We start from the raw sequence: 19,548 nt of genomic DNA, 5'->3' as shown, positions 1-19,548 counted from the left end.
CAGGCGCGGGGAGGGCTGTTATCTGTATGCATAACCAGCATTCGATAACCGTGGTCCTTCCCGCCCGTGACAACTCAGCCCCTCGACGATCCGTTTTATTACCTGAACAACTTCCAGCGCGTGCTCGACTGGCTGGCCCAGCGTTATGCCGACCTGCTGAGCGAGCAGGAGCAGGCGTTCATCGACGAGTTCTCACGCTTGCCCAAGGTTTCCCGGGCGCTGTTGGTGCGCATGGTGATGCGCAAGGGCGAGCACTTTCGCGCCAGCAAGTTGAATTATGGGGAAATCGGCGGCAGCGACGCGGCGGTGTTGCCCCTGCTGGCCCTGGGTTGGGTCCGCGACGATAGCCCGTTGACGTTGGACGCCTTGTTCGCGGTATTGCAGAAGGCCGAGGTCGTGCAGGCCTTCGCGACCGTCATCACGCAACCCAGGGCCAGGAAGGGTGACCTGCGGGATGCCCTTGCCGCGCGGTTCGCCGACGAGCAACGGTCGTTTGCCCAGTGGTGCCCGCAACTCCCCGACCGGCTCTACAGCCTGCAGGTCATGGCGCTGTGCGACCGCCTGCGGCTGATGTTCTTCGGCAATCTCTATCAGGACTGGTCGGAGTTCGTGCTGGCCGACCTGGGCATCTTCAGCTATGAAAAGGTCGAGTTCTGCGCCGAGTCCCGTGGCTTGCGCAGCCGTGCCGACGTGGACGGCTACCTGCACCTGCATACGGCCCGCGAAGCCCTGGAGGCGGGAGTGGAGATTACCCGGGTGCTGGCGCATATCCGGCAGTTGCAGACCGACAACCCCTGGCTGGAGCGGCGGCGGGGCAAGCTGCTGTTTCAGCTGGGACAATACAGCGAGCGCCTGGAGGACCTGTCCGGCGCCCTGGCGATCTACGGCGGGTGCCAGTACCCCGGCGCGCGCCTGCGCAGCATCCGGGTCCTGGAACGCCTCGGCGAGCATGAGCAGGCCATGGCGCTGGCCGGCGCGGCCGAGGCGGCGCCGGAAAGTGCCGAGGAACAACAGCACCTGCAACGGATCCTGCCACGGCTGCGACGCCGGCTCGGGTTGCCGGCGCTGGCGCGCCAGGCGCCGACGCCGGTGACACGGCTGGATTTCAGCCTGGTCCATGAACCGGATGAGTCGGTCGAGCAACGGGTGGCCCGGCACCTGCACGAAGCGCAGGCACCGGTATACTTCGTGGAAAATACCCTGATCAACTCATTGTTCGGCCTGCTGTGCTGGCCGGCGATCTTCGCGCCGCTGCCGGGCGCGTTTTTCCATCCGTTCCAGAGCGGGCCGGCCGACCTGCACAGCGAAGATTTCCACCAGCGCCGGGCCGAGCTGTTTGCCCAATGCCTGGAGCAACTGACGGACCAGCGCTACAAACAGACCATTCGCAGCACCTTTGTCGCTAAATGGGGGCTGCAATCGCCCTTTGTCTTCTGGAACGTGCTGACCGGGGAGTTGCTGGAGCAGGCCCTGGAATGCCTGCCGGCGATTCACCTGAAACACTGGTTCGAACGCCTGCTGCTGGATATCAGGGCCAACCGTGCCGGCATGCCCGACCTGATCCAGTTCTGGCCGGCGCAGAAGACCTATCGGATGATCGAGGTGAAAGGGCCGGGCGATCGCCTGCAGGACAACCAGCTGCGCTGGCTGGAATTCTGTCACCAGCACCAGATGCCGGTCGCCGTGTGCCATGTGCAATGGTCGGAGCCGGTCACTTGAGCTACAGCGTTGCCGTGCGCGCCCTGTGCGAATTCACCGCCAAGACCGGCGACCTGGACCTGCGCTTCACCCCGTCGCCCACCGCCCTGGAGGGCATCGTCGGGCATCGCACCGTGGCTGCGCGCCGTAGCGAGGGCTATCGGGCCGAACTGGCGCTGGAAGGGCATTACCTGGGTCTGCGGGTCAGGGGCCGGGCCGATGGCTATGACCCGGCGCAAAACCAGCTGGAGGAAATCAAGACCTATCGCGGCGATCTCGCCAGCCAGCCGGCCAACCATCGCCAGTTGCACTGGGCGCAGGCGCGGATCTACGGCTGGCTGGCCTGCGAGCACCTGCAGTTGGCCGAAATCAACCTGGCGCTGGTGTATTTCGACATTCTCAGCGAAAAGGAGACCCTGCTGCGCGAAACCTGGACGGCGGCCGACCTCAAGGTCTTTTTCGAGCGACAGTGCTCGCTGTTCCTGCACTGGGCCGACCAGGAAACGGCCCATCGCAGTGCCCGTGACCAGGCGGCGCAGGCGCTGGCGTTCCCCCATGGCGATTTCCGCCCCGGCCAGCGCAGCCTGGCGGAAACGGTCTACAAGGCGGTGAGCACCGGTCGCTGCCTGATGGCCCAGGCCCCGACCGGTATCGGCAAGACCATCGGCACGCTGTTTCCCATGCTCAAGGCCCTGGCGCCACAGCAACTGGACAAGGTGTTTTTCCTGACGGCCAAGACCCCGGGGCGCCAGCTTGCCCTCGATGCGGCGCGGGTCCTGCACGACAGCAGTCCCGGCCTGCCGCTGCGGGTGCTGGAACTGGTGGCCCGGGACAAGGCCTGCGAACATCCGGACAAGGCCTGTCATGGTGATGCCTGCCCACTGGCGCGGGGTTTCTACGATCGTTTGCCGGCCGCGCGCCAGGCCGCGGCCGCCGTGGCGCTGCTCGATCGCCAGGCCCTGCGGGAGATCGCCCTGGCCCACGGCATCTGCCCGTATTACCTGAGCCAGGAAATGGCGCGCTGGGCCGACTGGGTGGTCGCCGACTACAACTACTACTTCGACTTCAGCGCACTGCTGTTCGGCCTGGCCCAGGCCAACCAGTGGCGGGTGGCGACGCTGGTGGACGAGGCGCACAACCTGGTGGAGCGCGGGCGTCAGATGTACAGCGCCAGCCTGGACCAGTACCACCTCGGCCAGTTGCGTCAGAACGCGCCGGAGCCCCTGAAGAAATCGCTGCAACGGCTCAACCGCGAGTGGAATGCCCTGCACAAGGAGCAGGTCGCGACCTACCAGGCCAGTGCCCAGGCTCCGACCCGGCTGCTGCAGGCGATGTCCCTGTGTATCTCGGCCATGGGCGACTACCTCAACGAACACCCGCAAGGGGTGGATGCCGAACTCCAGGCGTTCTACTTCGACCTCCTGCAATTCACCCGGGTCGGGGAGCTGTTCGACGAGCATTTCATTTTCGATATCAGCCTGCGTGAGCACGGCCGGCGACGCCTGTCGCAGCTGTGCCTGCGCAATGTCGTGCCGGCCGCCTTCATCCGCCCACGGCTGACTGCCGCCCGCAGCAGCGTGCTGTTTTCCGCGACCCTGAGCCCCAGGCATTATTACGCCGACCTGCTGGGGCTGCCGGCCGATACCGCATGGATCGATGTCGAGTCACCGTTCCGGCGCGACCAGCTTGAACTGCGGGTCGTCAGCGAGATATCCACGCGCTTCGTCCATCGCCAGGCCTCCCTGGCGCCCATCGTCGAGTTGCTGGCCGGGCAGTTCGCGCAGCGCCCCGGTAACTACCTGGCGTTCTTCAGCAGCTTCGACTACCTGCAGCAGGTGGTGCAGTTGCTGGCCGAGCGGCACCCGCGAATTCCGCTCTGGCAACAGGAACGGCGCATGGAGGAGGGCCAGCGCCAGGCCTTTCTCGAACAATTCACCGAGCACAGCCAGGGCATCGGCTTCGCGGTACTGGGCGGGGCCTTCGGCGAGGGCATCGACTTGCCCGGACAGCGCCTGATCGGCGCCTTTATCGCGACCCTGGGCCTGCCGCAACTGAATCCGGTCAATGAACAGATCAAGCAACGCATGGCGGCGCTGTTCGGCTCCGGGTATGACTACACCTACCTGTACCCCGGGCTGCAGAAAGTCGTGCAGGCGGCGGGGCGGGTGATCCGCAGCCAGCAGGATCGCGGCGTGGTGATGCTGATCGACGACCGTTTCGCCGAGGCCGGGGTCCGCCAGTTGTTACCGCGCTGGTGGCAGGCCTGACAGCTGCGTCGCGCGGGCACGTGCCTGACGGTCGGTGTCCTCGATGGCCTCGAGGCTGTCGCAGGCCACCGAGGCGGTCTGTTCCAGGGTTTGCGAGACCACGCGGGTGATATCGTTGAAGGTCAGCGCACCCGCGAGAAAAGCCGCCACCGCCACTTCATTGGCGGCATTGAGCACCACGCTGAGTGCACAACCGTCCCGCGCCACCTCCAGGGCCAGGCGCAGGCAGGGGAATCGCACCAGGTCCGGGCCGGCAAAGACCAGCGGCTCGCAACGCGTCAGGTCCAGCGGGTCGACGCCGGAGTCGATACGCCGTGGATAGGCCAGGGCCTGGGCGATAGGCGTGCGCATATCGGGATTGCCCAGTTGCGCCAGTACCGACTGGTCGGCATACACCACCATCGAGTGCACGATGCTTTGCGGATGAATCAGCACCTCGATCCGCTCGGCGGGCATGGCGAACAGCCAGCGCGCCTCGATCACCTCCAGGCCCTTGTTCATCATGGTCGCGCAGTCCACCGAGATCTTGCGCCCCATGCGCCACTTCGGATGGGCGCAGGCCTGGTCGGGGGTGACGCTGCCCAGGGTTTCCAGCGGCCGGGTCAGGAAAGGCCCGCCGGAAGCGGTGAGGATCAGGCGTTCGGGACGGACTTCGGGGTGGCTCGACAGGCATTGGAAGATGGCATTGTGTTCGCTGTCGACCGGCAGCAGTTGCGCTGTCGACGCGGCAACACTCGCCATCAACAGCGCGCCGGACATCACCAGCGCTTCCTTGTTGGCCAGGAGGATGCGCTTGCCGGCCTTGGCGGCGGCCAGCGTCGGGGCCAACCCGGCGCCACCGACAATGGCCGCGACCACGGTGTCGCATTGGCTGGCCCGGGCCACGTCGACCAGCGCCTGCGGCCCATGCAGCACCTCGGTGTCCTGTCCCAGCGCCAGCAGCCACGCCGACAGGCGCGCGGCCGCGGCTTCATCGGCAACGACGGCGACTTCGGGCCTGAAGGCCAGGCACAGCCGGCACAGCTTGTCGATATTGTGGTGCGCGGTCAGGGCGAACACGGAAAAGTGCTCGGGATGCCGCGCCACCAGATCCAGGGTGCTGTCGCCGATGGAGCCGGTGGCCCCCAGGAGTGCAAGACGTTGCGGCATGATCAGGACTCCTGATGGCCTTGGGGATAGTAACGGCCGGATAGGCGGGTCCAGGCGGTATTGCCATGAACCCAGTCGATGGTGCCTTGGACCAGGGCCTTTTCCTGCGGGGTGCAATGAGGCGAAGCCTGGATGCTCCAAGCCAGGTCGGACATGGTCGCCAGGCCTTGTCGATACAGATCGACCGCGGCGAGTAACGCATCCTCCAGGAGCAGTTGCCGTTCCTGCTGGAGCACCGCCACCAGATTCAGCGGGTCGTGACTGGCGGTCTCCTTGGTGTACGAGTGCAGATCGTTGACCCAAGCGGTCAGTTGTGCGCAGTGTTCGCGGAACGCGATCAGCGGCGCGCGAAGCGGCAAGGGCAGAGGGTTCATTTCCAGCAGGATCAGATCAAACACCGGCAGTGCGCCGATGGACCAGGTGCGTAGTCGGATATAAGCGTCCAGGGTCGGGCAGAGCCCCGATTGGCGGTAGGGCAGTTCGAACAGACAACCGCTGAAATAGGCCCCCATGCTCTGCGCGAACAGCCTTTGCCAAAGAGGTTGGCCCAGTGTTGAAAAACGTGCGTTCAGGTCAGCCAATGCGCCGTGGAATGGCAAAGGCTCAAGGAGAGGCGGTTGCCCGGTCCTGAGGGTTTCCATGCAACTGTCGAAAACCCGTGCCATCGTGATGGCCTCCTGGCCCTCGCCATATTGGTCGTCGAAGAGAAATAACCAGCCGATCAATTCCGCCCCCAGGATTACCTTTTCTGGCGGAGCGTGGGGATAGGTATGCCCGGCGAATGCGCCGCACTTGATCCGTTTGAAGCGCTCGAGTGCTTCATCCCCCCTGGCCAGGCGGAAACGCTGCACCCAGCGCATGGCCTCGACCTCAGCCAAAGGCGCATGGGGATTGACCCGCACTTCGTCGTGGGGAAGGGTTTCGATCACCTGCTGCAGGTGCCGCGGTAATGTCGAGCGTGAGCCTGGCATGGTGAGGGTCCCGGTCGTGCGGTGATTCACAGCACACGTACTCTGCCCAGATGCGCCAGGAGTTCGTCCAGCTGTCGCCGTGCAGACTCCTGCCGGCCATAGCGAGCAGCGACATAGGCCTCAAGCAGTTGGATGAAGTCCTGGGCGATACCTGGCCCCTTGAGTGTCAACACGCGTTCGCCGTCAATGTAGACGGGAGCCGAAGGGTGTTCTCCGGCACCGGGCAGCGAGACGCCGATATCCGCCAGGCGGCTTTCGCCCGGACCGTTCACTACGCAGCCCATGACGGTGACATGCATCTGCTCGACCCCGTGGAATCGGGATTTCCAGAGGGGCATCTGCGTTACCAGATGATGTTCGATCTGTTGAGCCAGCCGCTGGAAGAAATCACTGGTGGTACGCCCACAGCCGGGACAGGCGACTACGGTCGGGGTGAACGCCCGCAAGCCCATGGTCTGCAGGATCTGCTGGGCGACCTGCACCTCGCGGGTGCGGTCCCCGCCGGGTTCGGGGGTGAGGGAAATCCGCAGCGTGTCGCCGATGCCTTCCTGGAGCAGCACTGCCAGGGCGGTGGAGGAGGCGACGATCCCCTTCGAGCCCATGCCGGCTTCGGTCAGGCCCAGGTGCAGGGGGAAGTCGCAACGGGCGGCGAGGTCGCGGTACACGGCAATCAGGTCCTGGACATGGCTGACCTTGGCCGATAGCACGATCCGCTCCGCCGGCAGGCCGACGGCAATGGCCCGTTGCGCATTCTCCAGCGCCGACACCACCAGCGCTTCGCGCATCACCGCGTCGGCGGCCAGCGGTTGGGCCAGTGCCGCATTGCTGTCCATCATGCGCGCCAGCAGGTCCGGATCGAGACTGCCCCAGTTGACCCCGATGCGCACCGGTTTGTCGTAGCGGCAGGCGATTTCGATCATCTCGCAGAACTGCTCGTCGCGACGGGCGCCCTTGCCGACATTGCCGGGGTTGATCCGGTACTTGTCCAGGGCTTGCGCGCATTCGGGATAGGTCGCCAGAAGGCGGTGGCCGTTGAAGTGAAAGTCACCCACCAGCGGCACCCCGATCTGCCGGGCATCGAGCAAATCGCGGATCTTCGCCACCTGGGACGCCGCTTCATGGCCGTTGACCGTGATCCGCACCAGTTCGGCGCCGGCCAGGGCCAACTGTTCGACCTGGGCGGCGGTGGCCCGGGCATCGGCGGTATCGGTATTGGTCATGGCCTGGACCACGATCGGGCTGGCGCTGCCCAGGCTGACCGGCCCGATGGCGACCTGGCGGGTCTGGCGGCGGGTGATCAGGGGATTCATCAACGAGCCTCCTCAGTGAGACACGGGGCGTTGTAGCGGGGAACCTCCAGTGACCAGTCGAGATTGCCGCTCATCCAGCTTTCCAGTGCGTCGGCATAACGCTCGATCGCCTGGCGTTCGAGATCGGTATAGCGCTGCTGATCGAGAAACGCCGGCAGCCGTTCCCGCGCCTGCTCGAACGTCCGGACACGGGAATTCACCAGGCCATTGACGAACGCCATGGCCTCGCGGACCGACAGGCCCAGGTGATGCCGGCAGACCACCACATAATTGTTGATTTCATCGGAACGGCTTTCCTTGGCGTAGGAAAAAATATCATTGACCAGGACCAGCACGTCGCTGGTGCTCTGTTGCAAGGCCTGGAAAGGCCGGGTACGGCAGAAGGCCTCGGGCAATTCGGCATGGTTGGCATATTCGCCGGCGCTGAACATCAACTGGCTGGCGCCGGTATAGCGCCGGACCAGGGCGAAGTCCAGCAGGTCTGGCACCTCGCCAGCGGCGCGGATCTCGACTTCTTTCAGGACCGCATCGAAGTAGGCCCGGATCTCGCCGAGGAAACGTCGCTGTCCGGCGGTACTCAGGCCGCGCCGGATCGAGCCGATCAGGGCGCACCCGGCCAGCTCCGGGCCCGGTTTGGCGGCGGGCGCCAGCGGGTCTTGCGCCAGCTGCGAAAACAGGCGTTCCAGCAGGGCCTCGGTCGCGATCACATGATGGTTCAGTTCCCCCTGGTCGAGGGCATCGTCCAGCAGGAAAAGCCAGCTCATCAGACTGATCATGTGTTCCAGCCCGGTGGCATCCACATCAGGGAAAACCCTGGCGTTCAGTTCGCCGAAGCGCCCGCTGTCCAGTACCTGGCGTGTCGCGGGGTCGATCAGGCCCATCGACTCCAGCCAGGCATCGGAGGTTCGGCTGGCACGCTCCAGATGCGGGTTGATCCGCGAGGCAAAGGGCAGGTGAATCGGTGGTCGATCGAATGCAGGGATCATGTCGGCTCCTATGCCCCGATGGTTTAGCGGCTGCGGGCGATCAGCCCGTCCGGCAGAGTGAATTGCACCCGTTCCTCGCGACCGGGCAGGGTAGCGATCGTCAGCGGTGCCAGCTTGCCAAGGGCGGCGATCACATCCTCGACCAGCGCCTCGGGCGTCGAGGCCCCTGCGGTGATTCCGACGGTCTCGATATCGCGAAACCACTGCCGGTCCAGTTCGCTGCCATCGGCCACCCGGTAGGCCGGCACGCCGGTTTCATCGGCAAGCGTGTGCAAGGTCACGGTATTGGCGCTGTTCGCCGCGCCCACCACCAGCACCAGGTCGACACACTGACTGAGGCTGCGCAAGGCGTTCTGGCGGTTCTGCACGGCGTAGCAGATATCGCGGGTATCCGGGCCGACGATTCCCGGGTAGCGCCGCTGTAGGGCCTGGACCACGGCGCGGGTGTCATCGACGCTGAGGGTGGTCTGGGTGATATAGGCCATCGGCGTCTGTGCCGGAAAGTCCAGGTCCCGCACCTGCGCCACATCACGCACGACCACCACCGGCGCGGGAATCTGCCCGAGAATGCCGACCACCTCGGGATGCCCGGCTTCACCGACCAGGATCACCTGATAGCCTCTGGCGGCATACTGGCGGCCCTGGTGATGCACCTTGCTGACCAGCGGGCAGGTGGCGTCGAGGACCCGCAACTGACGCTGGCGCGCGGTATCTTCGACGACCCTGGCCACGCCATGGGCGCTGAACACGGTGATGGCGTCGACCGGTATTTCATCCAGCTCGTCGACGAAGATCGCTCCCCTGGCCTTGAGGTTGTCGACCACATGACGGTTGTGGACGATCTCATGTCGCACGTAGACCGGGGCGCCGTACTGTTCCAGCGCCAGCTCGACGATCTCGATCGCCCGTACCACGCCGGCGCAAAAGCCCCGGGGTTGGGCCAGGATGACTTTCACCGGCGACCTCCTGTCATCAGCTGTCGACGGGACTCGCCGCGCACCAGGGCCACCTGCCCGGAGAAAACCCGGATAGCCGCGACAATTCCTCCGGCGTCCAGGCCGCAGGCACTCAGCAGTTGCTCCGGTGCGCCATGCTCGATGAACTGATCGTCGAACCCCAGTTGCAGGACCTGGTTGGAAAACATCGAAACGGCCAGATGTTCCAGGCACGCGGCACCGGCGCCGCCCTTCACGCAGCCTTCTTCAACCGTCACCAGCACATCGTGGTTGCAGGCCAGGGCTTCTATCAGGTCGACATCCAGGGGTTTGACGTAACGCATGTTCGCCACCGTCGCATCCAGGACCTCGGCGGCCTCGAGACTGGGCAGCAGCATGGAGCCGAAGGCGAGGATGGCGATTCGCAGGCCCTGGGTTTGCGCAGACTGGCGACGGATTTCCCCACGACCCAGGGGCAGCGTGAGCAACTCGACCTGCGGCGGGGTGCCGCTGCCGGCGCCGCGAGGATAACGCACCGCCACCGGGCCGTTCTGCAGCAGGGCGGTGTGCAGCATCTGCCGGCATTCGTTTTCGTCCGCCGGCGCCATGATGACCAGGTTGGGCACGCAGCGCAGGTAGGCGATATCGAACGCCCCGGTGTGGGTGGCACCGTCCGCCCCGACAATGCCGGCACGGTCGATGGCGAGCAGCACCGGCAGGTTCTGGATGGCGATATCGTGGATCAACTGGTCATAGGCGCGCTGGAGGAAGGTCGAGTAGATGGCGACCACCGGCTTCAGGCCCTCGGTGGCAAGGCCCGCGGCAAAGGTCAGGGCGTGCTGCTCGGCGATCCCGACATCGAAGTAGCGGTCGGGGAAACGCCGTTCGAACTCCACCAGGCCCGAACCTTCACGCATGGCCGGGGTAATCGCGACGACGCGCGGGTCGAGCGCGGCCTCATCGCACAGCCAGTTGCCAAAGACCTGGGTGTAGCTCTGCCGGCCGGCTGCCACGGGCTGGATACCCTGTTCCGGATTGAATTTCCCGGGCCCGTGATACAGCACCGGATCGAGGGCCGCCGGGCTGTAGCCATGGCCCTTCTCGGTGACGATATGCAGCAACTGCGGGCCGCGCCGGCTTTTCAGGGCCTGCAACGCCGGAATTAGCTCGCCCAGATCATGCCCGTCGACGGGACCGGTGTAATGGAAGCCCAGGGCTTCGAACAGCGTCGCCGACAATTTCTGCCCGGTGAGCTGTGCTGCGCATGCGGGGACGGAGCCTTCGCCTGCCGCCGTTTCCTCGCGCAGGATGCGCTTGATGGCGGCCCTGGCCGAAGGCGTGCAGCGATGGGCGGTGAGTCTTCCCAGGTAGTGGCGCAACGCGCCGACGGCGGGGGAGATCGACATATCGTTGTCGTTGAGGATCACCAGGAACGGCAGGTCCTGATGCAGGCCGGCGTTGTTCATGGCCTCGTAGGCCATGCCGCCGCTCAGGGCGCCGTCGCCGATGACCGCGATGCCATGCCGGTGCTCGCCTTTGTTGCGCGCCCCCAGGGCCATGCCCAGGGCCGCGGAAATCGAAGTGCTGGAGTGAGCGGTGCCGAAGGTGTCGTACTCGGACTCCTGGCGTCGGGGAAAACCGGATATCCCGCCCAGTTGGCGAATGCCGGCCATGGCCTCGCGGCGCCCGGTGAGGATCTTGTGCGGGTAGGACTGGTGCCCGACATCCCAGACGACCCGGTCATGGGGGGTGTCGAACACATAGTGCAGGGCAATGGCCAGTTCCACGGTGCCCAGGTTGGCCGACAGATGCCCGCCGGTTCGTGAAACGCTGTGCAGGATAAAGGCTCGCAGCTCATCGGCGACTGTCGACAGCGCCCTGGGATGCAGTGCCCGCAAATCGTCCGGGCTGTCGATGGTGTTCAGTAGCTCGAACATGTCGTGTTCCTCCGTCCCTGGGGCGCCCCGGCAATACCCGGGGTGGGCGCGATCGGCAACAAGGTCGCCCACGCGTCGTGCGCGTAACGTTTCATGAACGGGATCTCTAGAGTGCCAGATGACTGGTCGAGGGGAGCGTGACCGCCAGCTTTTGCCAGGTGCGCAGACTCGCGAGGGTGTAGGTGTCGAAGATCCTGCGGAACCAGACCGTGTACCGCTCCGGGGCGGCGGCAATGCAATGCGGAATCTCGGAGAGGGTCATCCACTCCCAGGACAGGGCTTCATCGGGATTGGCTACGGGCAGGGCATCGCTGATGCCGACGAACAGATGGTCGAATTCATGTTCGATCAGATCGTTAGAGACCTGTTCCCGATAGAGCAGGGACGCCACTTTCTTCAGCGGGCAGGCCAGGCCCATTTCCTCGAACAGGCGTCGCTGCGCGGCGGCATGGGTCTGTTCGCCGAGGCGCGGATGGCCGCAGCAGGTGTTGGTCCACAGGCCTTGCGAATGGTATTTGCCGAGGGCCCGTTGCTGCAGCAGCAAGCGGTCGTAGCCGTCGAAGATGAAGATCGAGAAGGCCCGATGTCGCAAGCCTTGTTGGTGGATGAACAGCTTGTGCGCACTGCCGGTTTCGCAATCATCCTCATCGACCAGAATGAGGGTTTCTTCCATGACGCGGACTCCATGATGTCTTTGTCACTGGACGGAACTGCAGACCAGAATACGTGGGGGGAATTTGGGTTGTCTTGTAACCGTACCCTTAGACAGTAGATCGCGCCTGCCCAAGCGCAAGGGGAGACGGACATTCGGCCTGGCCGTTCGTCACTTCCTTGACTGACAAGAGTTTCACGATCCCCATCGCCGGCAGAAAGCTGCCGTTCAGGTTCATGGGTGCAACCTCGATAGCAGACTAACCTTCAGTGCATCGGGGCGGTGTCCGCTGCGCACGCGCCAGCGAGGCCCCCGGGGAGACAAGAGTGAAGAGCAGCAAGGGAACCTGGATTTTGCTGGTCGTCGTGGCGCTCGCGCTCCTGGCTGGCGGTTGGGCGCTTTATCACGGTTTGCACACGCCCAGGGGCAAACCTCCGTCGCTGGGCGATCCGGTGACGGCCGTCGCCGTCAAGCTGATGGACGTCCCGGTGTATATCGACGCCCTGGGCACGGTGACGCCGACGCGCAGTGTGACGGTGGTCAGCCAGGTATCCGGCATCCTCGCCTCGGCGGACTTCAAGGAGGGCCAGCGAGTGACCAGGGGCCAGGTCGTGGCCCGCATCGACGATCGCGCGTTCAAGGCCCAGTTGGCGCAGGCCAGGGGTGTCCTGGACCACGATCAGGCGGTACTGGTCAACGCCCAGCGTGACCTGGCGCGTTTTCGCGAGCTGATCAAGGTCGGCTCGGTCAGCCAGCAGACCCTCGATACCCAGGTCGCCACGGTCCGGGAGCAGCAGGGCACGGTGGCCGCGGATGACGGCGCGGTGCAGAACCTGCAAGTGCAACTGGGCTACTGCACCATCACCTCGCCGGTCGACGGCATCGTCGGCCTGCGCCTGGTGGACCCCGGCAACTTCGTCACCGCCGGCAGCACCACGGGTATTGCCGTGATCACCCAGATGAACCCGGCGACGGTGGTCTTCGCGGTGCCCGAGGACGATCTTGGCGCCATCGACCAGGCCATGGCCAAGGGCACGGTCCAGGTACTGGCCTACGACCGCAACAAGCACGACCTGCTGGCCAGCGGCACCTTGCTGGCCCTGGACAACCAGGTCGATACCAGCACCGGTACCGTCAGGGTCAAGGCGCAGTTCGACGATGCGGGGCACGCGCTGTTTCCCAACCAGTTCGTCAATGCCCGGCTCAAGGCCGACACCCTGCGACAGGTGGCGGTGGTGCCGACCCTGGCGATCCAGCACGGCAGCAAGGGCGATTTCGTCTTTGTGGTGCAGGGCAACAAGGCCAGCCTGCGCACGATCAAGAGCGGGCCGATCAGTGGCGACCTCACGGCGGTCCTGGAAAACGGCGTGAAAGCCGGCGAGCAGGTGATTACCGAAGGCGCGGACAAACTGGACAACGGCTCCATGGTGAAGGTGGTCGGCCAGTGAGGGGTTGCCCATGAACATCTCACGTCCCTTTATCGAACGCCCCATCGCGACCACGCTGCTGATGGTCGCCGTTTTCCTCATCGGACTGCTCGGCTACCACTTCCTGTCGGTCTCGGCGCTGCCGGAAGTCGACTACCCGACCATCCAGGTATTCACCCAGTACCCGGGCGCCAGCCCGGACGTGATCAGTTCCTCGATCACCGCACCGCTGGAGCGCCAGTTCGGCGAAATGCCCGGCCTCAAGTCGATGAGCTCCACCAGCTCCGACGGCGCTTCGGTGATTACCCTGCAATTCGACCTGGCGCTGTCGCTGGATATCGCCGAGCAGGAAGTGCAGGCCTCGATCAACGCTGCCGGCACCTTCCTGCCGGCCAACCTGCCGTATCCACCGGTGTACAGCAAGGTCAATCCGGCCGATGCCCCGGTCCTGACACTGTCGCTGACCTCCGACGTGCTGCCGCTGACCAGGATCGAGGACCTGGCCGATACCCGCCTGGCCCAGAAGATTTCGCAGATCTCCGGCGTCGGCCTGGTCACCATCAGCGGCGGCCAGCGCCCGGCGGTGCGGATCGAGGCCAATACCTCGGCGCTCAATAGCCTCGGCCTGTCGCTGGAGGACCTGCGCAGTTCCCTCGGCACGGCCAACGTCAACCAGGCCAAGGGCAATATCGACGGCAAGTTCCAGGCGTACTCCATCGGTGCCAACGACCAGCTACAGTCAGCCGACGAGTACCGCGACCTGGTGATCGGCTACAAGAACGGTGCGCCGATCCGCCTGGCACAGATCGCTCGTTCGGTCCAGGGCGCGGAAAATCCCCGGCAGGCGGCCTGGACCGACGCCACACCGTCGATCGTGCTGAACATCCAGCGCCAGCCGGGGGCCAACGTGATCCAGGTGGTCGACCGGGTCCAGCAACTGCTGCCCAAGCTGCGTGCCAGCCTGCCGGGCACGTTGAAAGTCAGCGTGCTGACCGACCGTACCCAGACCATTCGCGCCTCGGTCACCGATGTCCAGTACGAGCTGGCGGTCGCGGTGGTCCTGGTGGTGCTGGTGATCTTCCTGTTCCTGCGCAATGTCCCGGCCACGGTGATTCCCGCCGTCACCGTGCCCCTGACCCTGGTCGGCACCCTGGCGGTGGCCTACGCGCTGGGCTTTTCCCTGAACAACCTGACGCTGATGGCGCTGACCATCGCCATCGGCTTCGTGGTCGACGACGCCATCGTCATGATCGAGAACATCACCCGTTACCTGGAGGCGGGCGACACGCCGTTGCAGGCGGCGCTCAAGGGCTCGGCGCAGATCGGCTTCACCATCGTCTCGCTGTCGGTGGCGCTGATCGCGGTGATGATCCCGCTGCTGTTCATGGGCGATGTGGTCGGCCGGCTGTTTCGCGAATTCGCCATGACGGTGGCGGTGACCATCGTGATCTCCGCGGTGATTTCCCTGACCCTGACGCCGATGATGTGTTCGCGCATGCTGCGCAACCACCCGGGGGAACGCCGCCCGGACTTTTTCGACCGGATCAACGGCTATTACGTCCGCGGCCTGGACTGGGTATTGCTGCACCGCACCCTGGCCCTGCTGTCCATCGTGTTTACCGCGTTGCTGACCCTGCTGATCATCGTGATCATGCCCAAGGGCTTTTTCCCCGAGCAGGACACCGGGCTGATCCAGGGGATTTCCCAGGGTTCGCCGACCGTGTCGTTCCAGCAGATGCAGGCGCAGCAGCAGAAGCTGGCCGCGCGCATCCTCAAGGACCCGGCGGTGGCGAGCCTGTCGTCCTTTGTCGGCATCGACCAGACCAACCCGACCATCAACCAGGGCAACCTGCTGATCAATCTCAAGGACCGCGACCAGCGCGACAGCGCGGCGGCGGTGATCCGCCGACTGTCCGACGCCAATGCCGACGATTCCGGGGTACGCCTGTACCTGCACAGCGTGCAGGACCTGACCCTCGATGCGACGGTATCGACCACCAGCTATCGCCTTGGCCTGCAGGCCACCGACCCGCAGGTGCTGGAGGAGTGGACCGCCAGGCTGCTGGCGGCCATCGGCAAGGATCCGCTGTTCAGCGATGTGCAAAGCCAGGCGCTGCAGTTCGGCAACCAGATCCAGATCACCATCGACCGCGCCACGGCCTCGCGGCTGGGGGTGACACCGCAGGCCATCGACGATGTGCTGTATGACGCCTTCGGCCAACGCCAGGTCTCGACCATCTACACCCAGCTCAACCAGTACCATGTGGTGATGGCCAGCGACCGGCCGCCGCGCAATCTCGCCGACCTGCTGACCGGGCTGTACGTCACCACCAGCAGCGGTGCGGTCGCTCCCCTGGCGAGCATGGCCACCCAGCAGGTGATCCGCACGCCGATCACCATCAACCGGCTGGGCCAGTTCCCCTATGCCGACATTTCGTTCAACCTGGCTCCCGGACAGACCCTGGGCGCGGCGGTGACGCGCCTGGCGCGGATCGAACAGGATGTCGGCCTGCCCGTGACGGTCCAGGCCAATCTCGAAGGCGCGGCGGCGACCTTCCAGTCCTCGCTGTCGAACCAGGTGTTCCTGGTGCTGGCGGCGATTGTCGTGGTCTACCTGATGCTGGGCATACTCTACGAAAGCTTCGTGCACCCGGTGACCATCCTCTCGACCCTGCTTTCGGCGGCCCTGGGTGCCTTGCTGGCCCTGCTGGTGACGGGCACCCAGTTCGACATCATCGGCCTGATCGGCATCGTCCTGCTGATCGGTATCGTCATGAAGAACGGCATCATGATGGTCGACTTCGCCCTGGAGTTGCAGCGCAAGGACGGACTGGACCCGGTGGCGGCGATTCGCCAGGCGGCGGAACTGCGCTTCCGGCCGATCCTGATGACCTCCATGGCATCGCTGTTCGGCGCGGTGCCGCTGGCCCTGGGTAGCGGCATCGGTTCGGAACTGCGCCATCCGCTGGGCATCGCGATCATCGGCGGGCTGCTGCTCAGCCAGTTGCTGACGCTGTTTTCGACGCCGGTGATTTTCCTGGCGATGAACCAGCTGGAACGGCGTTTCGGCAAGCGCCGGCCTGTAGTCGAGGGCTGACCGCCATGAATATCAGCGCGCCCTTTATCCAGCGACCGATTGCCACCACCTTGCTGGCGGTCGGCCTGGCGTTGTTCGGCGGGTTGGCCTTCCTGTTGCTGCCGGTGGCGCCGTTGCCGGAAGTCGACTTCCCGACCATCAGCGTCCGTGCCTCGCTGCCCGGGGCCGATCCGAACACCGTGGCCACTTCGGTGGCGACCCCGCTGGAACGGCAGTTCGGGCAGATCGCCGGGGTGACCCAGATGACCTCGTCGAGCAACCTCGGCTCGACCCGCATCAACCTGCAATTCGACCTGAGCCGCGATATCGACGGGGCCGCCCGCGACGTCCAGGCCGCCATCAATGCCGCGCGCAGCAGCCTGCCCAGCGATCTGTCGGGGAATCCGACCTATCGCAAGGTCAATCCGGCCGACTCGCCGATCATGATCATCAGCCTGACCTCCGACAGTGCGACGCCGGGCCAGATGTATGACGTGGCCTCGACCCTGCTGGAGCAGAAACTGCTGCAGACCAGCGGCGTCGGCGACGTCACCGTCGGTGGCGGTGCGCTGCCGGCGGTGCGCATCGAACTCAACCCGGACCGCCTCAACCATTACGGCGTCAGCCTGGAGCAGGTGCGCGGGGCGATCACGGCGTCAAACTCGAACCTGCCCAAGGGCGCGCTGGCCATCGGCAACCAGTCCTATGGCATCGGCGCCAACGACATGCTGTTCATGCCCGAGGACTACGCGCCGCTGGTGGTCAGGCAGAACAACGGCGACGTGGTGCATATCGCCGACCTCGGTTATGTCCACGAGGACGTCGAGGACCTGCGCAACTTCGGCCTGTCCAACGGCCGGCCGGCGGTATTGCTGGTGGTGTTCAAGCAGCCGGGGGCCAACGTCATCGAGACGGTGGATGCGGTCAAGGCCGCGCTGCCGTTCCTGCAGGACTCGATCCCGGCCTCAATCCGGCTGAACATCCTGCTGGATCGAACCACCACCATCCGCGCTTCATTGCACGATGTGGAAATCAGCCTGCTGGCCTCGATCTTCCTGGTGACTTTGGTGACCTTCGGTTTCTTTCGCGACTGGCGCAGCACCCTGGTGCCGGCCATTGTCGTGCCGCTGTCGTTGCTCGGCACCTTCGGCGCCATGTATTTCCTCGGCTACAGCCTGAACAACCTGTCGCTGATGGCGCTGACCATTTCCACCGGTTTCGTGGTCGACGACGCGATCGTCATCGTGGAAAACATCATGCGTCACCTGGAACGCGGTGAAAGCCGCCTGCAGGCGGCGCTGACCGGCGCCCGGGAGGTCAGTTTCACGGTACTGAGCATCAGCGTCTCGCTGATCGCGGTGTTCATCCCGTTGCTGATGATGGGCGGGATTGTCGGTCGCCTGTTCCGCGAGTTTTCCATCACGCTGTCGGTGGCGATCCTGATTTCCATGCTGATCTCCCTGACCGTGACGCCGATGCTGTCCAGCGTGCTGCTGCGACCGAAACAGGCCTCGGACGCCGGACATGACTACCCGGATTCGGGTTTCCATCGCTTCTACAGCCGGACCCTGGGCTGGGTGGTCGGGCATTCGGCCCTGATGGGCGCGCTGACGGTGCTGGTGATCGTCCTCGCGGGCGTGCTCTACGTGCTGGTGCCCAAGGGCTTCTTTCCCCAGGAAGACACCGGACGCCTGCAGGGCAGCATCATTGCTCCCCAGAGCATTTCCTACGATGCGATGCAGGCTGCCTTCAGCAAGATCAACCAGACTGCCTCGCACAACCCGAATGTGCAGACCGTCGGCGGTTTTATCGGTGGTGGCGGCGGGGCGATCAACAGCGGCCAGCTGTTTATCGCGCTCAAGCCGGTCGGCGAGCGCCAGGACCGCGCCGACCAGGTCATCGCGCAGATTCGCAAGGCCCTCGGCGACCTGCCGGGCACCCGCCTGTACCTGCAATCGGCCCAGGACATCACCGTCGGCGGACGGCAGAGCGGGGCGCAGTACCAGTACACCCTGACCGCCGATGACCAGGACAGCCTCGACGAGTGGGTGCCCAAGGTCGTCGCGGTGCTGCACACCTTGCCGCAACTGACCGATATCAACACCGACCAGCAGGACAACAGCCTGCTGGCGAATATCCATATCAACCGCGATACCGCGGCGCGGCTGGGGGTCAATATCGGCAATATCGACCAGACCCTTTACGACGCCTTCGGCCAGCGCCAGGTCTCGACCATCTACAAGGCAGCCAACCAGTATCATGTGGTGATGGAAGTGGCGCCGCCGTACTGGACCGATCCACAGGCACTCAAGTCGATCTATGTACCGACCGGGCCGGCGAGCAGCGGCAAGAACGTCACGGCGACACCGCTGGCCAGCGTCAGCCCGACCTTGGTGCCGCTGTCGGCGCTGGCGGATACCGCTATCCAGCGCACGGCGATTTCCATTGCCCACCAGGGCACTTTCCCAGCGGTGACGGCCTCGTTCAACCTGGCTCCCGGCGTTTCCATCGGCGAGGCCACCGCCCTGGTGGAGAACGCCGTGGCGCAACTGCGCATGCCCGCCAGCGTGGTCGGCCAGTTCGCCGGCACGGCCCAGGTGTTCCAGTCGTCGGTGGCCAGCGAGCCGTTGCTGATCGTCGCGGCGTTGCTGTCGGTGTACATCGTGCTGGGCATCCTCTACGAGAACCTGATGCATCCGCTGACCATTCTCTCGACCCTGCCTTCGGCCGGCGTCGGTGCGCTGATCGCCTTGCTGCTGACCGGCACCGAGCTGTCGATCATCGCCCTGGTGGGGGTGATCCTGCTGATCGGCATCGTCAAGAAGAACGCGATCATGATGATCGACTTCGCCATTACCGAGCGGGTCCGGCACGGCCTCAGTGCCCGCGAGGCGATTCACCGGGCATGCCTGATCCGTTTCCGGCCGATCATGATGACCACCCTGGCGGCCATCCTCGGCGCCTTGCCGCTGGTGCTGGGCAGCGGCTACGGCTCGGAACTGCGCCGGCCCCTGGGGATTTCCATTATCGGCGGGTTGCTGCTCAGCCAGTTGCTGACGCTGTACACCACGCCGGTCATCTACCTGTGGCTGGACAACGCTTCCGAGCGGCTGCGCCGGCGCGGCAAGGAGTCTTGAATC

General features: G+C 65.0%; 13 protein-coding genes. 5 read left to right on the top strand and 8 right to left on the bottom strand.

Annotation, left to right across the window (positions count from 1 at the left end):
- Window positions 1-66 precede the first annotated feature (66 nt).
- The gene (locus ACL9RJ_RS02805; RefSeq protein ID WP_422764854.1) at window positions 67-1,719 is read left to right on the top strand and encodes a VRR-NUC domain-containing protein; all 1,653 of its coding nucleotides are present in this window, start codon (window positions 67-69) and stop codon (window positions 1,717-1,719) included.
- Window positions 1,716-3,965 (top strand): ATP-dependent DNA helicase, encoded by a 2,250-nt coding sequence (locus ACL9RJ_RS02800; protein WP_017127244.1) that lies wholly within the window; start codon window positions 1,716-1,718, stop codon window positions 3,963-3,965. The genes ACL9RJ_RS02805 and ACL9RJ_RS02800 overlap by 4 nt, the downstream gene beginning before the upstream one ends.
- Here ACL9RJ_RS02800 and ispC read toward each other — a convergent pair.
- The 8 genes from ispC to ACL9RJ_RS02760 all read right to left on the bottom strand — a co-directional run bounded on the left by ispC (window position 3,942) and on the right by ACL9RJ_RS02760 (window position 12,143).
- Window positions 3,942-5,120 carry a 1-deoxy-D-xylulose-5-phosphate reductoisomerase gene (gene ispC, locus ACL9RJ_RS02795; protein WP_422764939.1) on the bottom strand — a complete coding sequence of 393 codons (1,179 nt, stop codon included), beginning with the start codon at window positions 5,118-5,120 and terminating at the stop codon, window positions 3,942-3,944. The genes ACL9RJ_RS02800 and ispC overlap by 24 nt on opposite strands.
- A complete protein-coding gene (locus ACL9RJ_RS02790; RefSeq protein ID WP_422764853.1) occupies window positions 5,117-6,085 on the bottom strand; it encodes a terpene synthase family protein in 969 nt (322 codons plus the stop codon). The genes ispC and ACL9RJ_RS02790 overlap by 4 nt, the downstream gene beginning before the upstream one ends.
- Before the next feature lie 26 nt (window positions 6,086-6,111).
- Window positions 6,112-7,395: a flavodoxin-dependent (E)-4-hydroxy-3-methylbut-2-enyl-diphosphate synthase gene (gene ispG, locus ACL9RJ_RS02785; RefSeq protein ID WP_422764852.1), complete on the bottom strand. Its 1,284-nt coding sequence runs from the start codon at window positions 7,393-7,395 to the stop codon at window positions 6,112-6,114.
- On the bottom strand, window positions 7,395-8,381 hold the full coding sequence (locus ACL9RJ_RS02780) for a terpene synthase family protein (RefSeq protein ID WP_422764851.1): 987 nt from the start codon (window positions 8,379-8,381) through the stop codon (window positions 7,395-7,397). Before ACL9RJ_RS02780 ends, ispG begins: the two co-directional genes overlap by 1 nt.
- A 23-nt stretch (window positions 8,382-8,404) precedes the next feature.
- Entirely contained in the window at window positions 8,405-9,337 is a 933-nt protein-coding gene (gene ispH, locus ACL9RJ_RS02775; RefSeq protein ID WP_178991882.1) for a 4-hydroxy-3-methylbut-2-enyl diphosphate reductase, read from the bottom strand.
- Entirely contained in the window at window positions 9,334-11,253 is a 1,920-nt protein-coding gene (gene dxs, locus ACL9RJ_RS02770) for a 1-deoxy-D-xylulose-5-phosphate synthase (RefSeq protein ID WP_178991880.1), read from the bottom strand. Before dxs ends, ispH begins: the two co-directional genes overlap by 4 nt.
- 106 nt (window positions 11,254-11,359) lie before the next feature.
- A complete protein-coding gene (gene idi, locus ACL9RJ_RS02765; RefSeq protein ID WP_177118656.1) occupies window positions 11,360-11,926 on the bottom strand; it encodes an isopentenyl-diphosphate Delta-isomerase in 567 nt (188 codons plus the stop codon).
- An 88-nt stretch (window positions 11,927-12,014) separates the two neighbouring features.
- Window positions 12,015-12,143, bottom strand: coding sequence for a hypothetical protein (locus ACL9RJ_RS02760; RefSeq protein WP_256260468.1), 129 nt, complete (start codon window positions 12,141-12,143; stop codon window positions 12,015-12,017).
- Between the two features lie 88 nt (window positions 12,144-12,231).
- Between ACL9RJ_RS02760 and ACL9RJ_RS02755 the strand changes: the two genes are divergently transcribed.
- The 3 genes from ACL9RJ_RS02755 to ACL9RJ_RS02745 are packed head-to-tail and all read left to right on the top strand — an operon-like array spanning window position 12,232 to window position 19,545.
- Window positions 12,232-13,353, top strand: coding sequence for an efflux RND transporter periplasmic adaptor subunit (locus ACL9RJ_RS02755; protein ID WP_422764850.1), 1,122 nt, complete (start codon window positions 12,232-12,234; stop codon window positions 13,351-13,353).
- Window positions 13,354-13,363: 10 nt separating this feature from the next.
- The gene (locus ACL9RJ_RS02750) at window positions 13,364-16,429 is read left to right on the top strand and encodes an efflux RND transporter permease subunit (protein WP_177118657.1); all 3,066 of its coding nucleotides are present in this window, start codon (window positions 13,364-13,366) and stop codon (window positions 16,427-16,429) included.
- Between the two features lie 5 nt (window positions 16,430-16,434).
- Window positions 16,435-19,545, top strand: coding sequence for an efflux RND transporter permease subunit (locus ACL9RJ_RS02745; RefSeq protein WP_422764849.1), 3,111 nt, complete (start codon window positions 16,435-16,437; stop codon window positions 19,543-19,545).
- Window positions 19,546-19,548 lie beyond the last annotated feature (3 nt).

The organism is Pseudomonas sp. Mn2068, from assembly GCF_049319725.1.
In the GTDB taxonomy this organism is placed as follows: Bacteria; Pseudomonadota; Gammaproteobacteria; order Pseudomonadales; family Pseudomonadaceae; genus Aquipseudomonas; species Aquipseudomonas gingeri.
The sequence above is the reverse complement of the archived record's forward strand: the minus strand, read 5'-3'. Positions and strand labels throughout refer to the sequence as shown.

Bases quoted from the DNA above. Each gene is read 5' to 3' on its own strand.
- ACL9RJ_RS02790 (WP_422764853.1), bottom strand. From the start codon at position 6,085: ATGCCAGGCTCACGCTCGACATTACCGCGGCACCTGCAGCAGGTGATC.
- ispG (WP_422764852.1), bottom strand. From the start codon at position 7,395: ATGAATCCCCTGATCACCCGCCGCCAGACCCGCCAGGTCGCCATCGGG.
- ACL9RJ_RS02780 (WP_422764851.1), bottom strand. From the start codon at position 8,381: ATGATCCCTGCATTCGATCGACCACCGATTCACCTGCCCTTTGCCTCG.
- dxs (WP_178991880.1), bottom strand. From the start codon at position 11,253: ATGTTCGAGCTACTGAACACCATCGACAGCCCGGACGATTTGCGGGCA.
- idi (WP_177118656.1), bottom strand. From the start codon at position 11,926: ATGGAAGAAACCCTCATTCTGGTCGATGAGGATGATTGCGAAACCGGC.
- ACL9RJ_RS02760 (WP_256260468.1), bottom strand. From the start codon at position 12,143: ATGAACCTGAACGGCAGCTTTCTGCCGGCGATGGGGATCGTGAAACTC.
- ACL9RJ_RS02750 (WP_177118657.1), top strand. From the start codon at position 13,364: ATGAACATCTCACGTCCCTTTATCGAACGCCCCATCGCGACCACGCTG.
- ACL9RJ_RS02745 (WP_422764849.1), top strand. From the start codon at position 16,435: ATGAATATCAGCGCGCCCTTTATCCAGCGACCGATTGCCACCACCTTG.